The organism is Terriglobales bacterium (genome assembly GCA_035543055.1).
Taxonomy (GTDB): Bacteria; Acidobacteriota; Terriglobia; order Terriglobales; family Acidobacteriaceae; genus JAIQFD01.
The window spans coordinates 1-2,135 of record DATKKJ010000106.1 but is presented as its reverse complement, the minus strand read 5'-3'; the positions used below and the strand labels follow the sequence as shown (position 1 = coordinate 2,135).

Below are 2,135 nucleotides of genomic sequence, written 5' to 3'. Positions count from 1 at the left end.
GGCTGTCCTGCTGATCGCCTTGGGCATGCGTCCGTGGCAGGACAGTGCAGTCTTCTACTCGCTGATGGCGATTTCTCTGTCGGTGCTGGTGACGGCGACCGTGGCTTCGGAATTCATTCGCGGCGGGCGCGTGATCGCCGAGAAGACGGGGCAGAACTTGCTTGCCGCCATGGTGCAACTGACGCGGCGCAACACCCGCCGCTACGGCGGATACGTCGTCCACTTCGGGGTGGTAGTGATCGTCATCGGCATCGCCGGCTCGGCGTTCAACCAGCAGAACGAGGCCCCGCTGGGGATGGGCGACCGCATGAGCATTGGCCCTTATACGCTGGTGGGCCGCTCCTATACCCAAGACGACAATCCGAATTACGGCAGTGAGCTGGCCGTCGTGGACGTGTACAAGGGCGGCAACAAGATTGACACCATGTATCCCGAGCGGCGGATGTACAAGGCCAGCGGGCAAACGGCTACGATGGTGGCCAACCGCTCCACACCGAAGGAAGATCTCTACCTCGTCTATGCCGGACGCAACGAAGAGAACGGGCCGCCCATCATCCGCGTCCACCTGAACCCGCTGGTGATGTGGATTTGGGTTGGGGTGTACGTAGTCATTTTCGGGACGCTGCTGGCGCTGGTTCCTAACGCTACCGCCGTAACTCTGCGTCAACCGGTGCGAGAACCCGCGGCCGCAGCCGTGGAGGCGGGAGACTGAAGTTGAGCCAATTCTCTCCATTGTCATCCCGAGCGAAGTTGAGCCGTTTCGCGGGCGCCCGAGCCCGCGGGCGAAATCCCGAGCGCAGCGAGGGACCTGAGATGACTTGTGTGCCGAGCGCAAGTCGAGGGACCCCTGCCTGGCTGAAGAAGCTTCAACTCATCGCCCTCCTTATCGCTGCCACTTTCCTGCTGGGCGCCGATCCCAACGGCGCGCGTTTCGACCGCCTCGGCCACAAGCTGATGTGCCGCTGCGGTTGCAATCAGATCCTGCTGGAGTGCAACCACGTCGGCTGCTCCTACTCCGAGAAGATGCGGCAGGAGCTGATGGCGGCTTTGCAAGGTCCGGACAGCGATGATCTGATCCTGCAGCGCTTCGTGCAGGAGTATGGCGGCGTAGTGCTGGCCGCGCCCACCGCCACTGGCTTCAACCGCGTAGCATGGATCACGCCGTTCGCGGTCCTGGGCGTAGGCATCCTCGCCGTGGTGTACGTGGTCCGGCGCTGGAAGTCGGGCCCGCCGCCACCACCCCCGACCGCGCCACCTGGCACCACGGTGGAGGAGGAAGCCTTCCGCGAGCGCGCCCGCAAGGAGACAGAGATATGATCATCGTCCTTTGCGCGCTCTTCACCCTGATCCTCTTCTTCTACGTTTTCTACATGGAAGAAGAAGTCCCCGTGGGCGAGGAGAAGACGCGGCTGGTCTATCTCCACGAGCGCAAAGAAGTGATTTACGACAACCTGCGCGACTTAAATTTCGAGTACAAGGCGGGAAAGTTCCCAGATACTGATTTCCAGGCCATGCGCTCGACGCTGGAGGCCGAAGCCGCTCAGGTGCTGGCCGAGATCGAGCAACTGGAGAACGCTGCCCGCGCATCGCTGACAGTCCCTATGAGATCCGGCAAAGGAGTCCGCAGTTGAAGATTGTAAAGAAGCTGTACGTACCGGTGACCGTAATGTTGCTGTCCGGCTTGTCCGCCGCCACCAATCTGACGGGCAAGGTGAAGAACGGCACCACCGGCAAGCCTGCCGCGGGCGACGACGTGGTCCTGCTCGACATGTCGCAGGGCATGACGGAAGCCGCCCGCACCAAAGCCGATTCTCAGGGACACTTCAGTTTCAAATACGAGGAGACCGGCGGGCCGCACATGGTCCGCGTGCTGCACCAGGGCGTGAATTACTTTCCGAGGGGTGGCATCGTCCCGCCGGGAACCAGCACCGCCGAGGTCACAGTGTACGACGCCGCCGCGAAGGTTCCGGACATCAGCCTGACCGTGGACATGATGCGCGCGCAGACGGAAGGCAATGACCTGCAGGTAACGGAACTCTGGGTGGTGAACAATGCTTCCAGCCCCCCGCGCACGCAGATGAGCGACAACGCTCTCCAGATCATGCTGCCCGCGGGTGCGCAGGTGGATGCTGGGA

The 2,135-nt window shown here is 62.4% G+C and carries 4 protein-coding genes; all 4 read left to right on the top strand.

Going from position 1 to position 2,135, the window contains the following annotated elements; all coding sequences use genetic code 11:
• The coding region (locus tag VMS96_07835) for a cytochrome c-type biogenesis CcmF C-terminal domain-containing protein (GenBank protein HVP43328.1) at nucleotides 1–712 on the top strand (712 nt) is incomplete at its 5' end.
• Nucleotides 713–822: 110 nt separating this feature from the next.
• Entirely contained in the window at nucleotides 823–1,317 is a 495-nt protein-coding gene (locus tag VMS96_07830) for a cytochrome c-type biogenesis protein CcmH (protein HVP43327.1), read from the top strand.
• Nucleotides 1,314–1,631, top strand: coding sequence for a hypothetical protein (locus VMS96_07825; GenBank protein HVP43326.1), 318 nt, complete (start codon nucleotides 1,314–1,316; stop codon nucleotides 1,629–1,631). Before VMS96_07830 ends, VMS96_07825 begins: the two co-directional genes overlap by 4 nt.
• The coding region (locus VMS96_07820; protein ID HVP43325.1) for a hypothetical protein at nucleotides 1,628–2,135 on the top strand (508 nt) is incomplete at its 3' end. The genes VMS96_07825 and VMS96_07820, both read left to right, overlap by 4 nt.

Bases quoted from the DNA above. Each gene is read 5' to 3' on its own strand.
- VMS96_07825 (HVP43326.1), top strand. From the start codon at position 1,314: ATGATCATCGTCCTTTGCGCGCTCTTCACCCTGATCCTCTTCTTCTAC.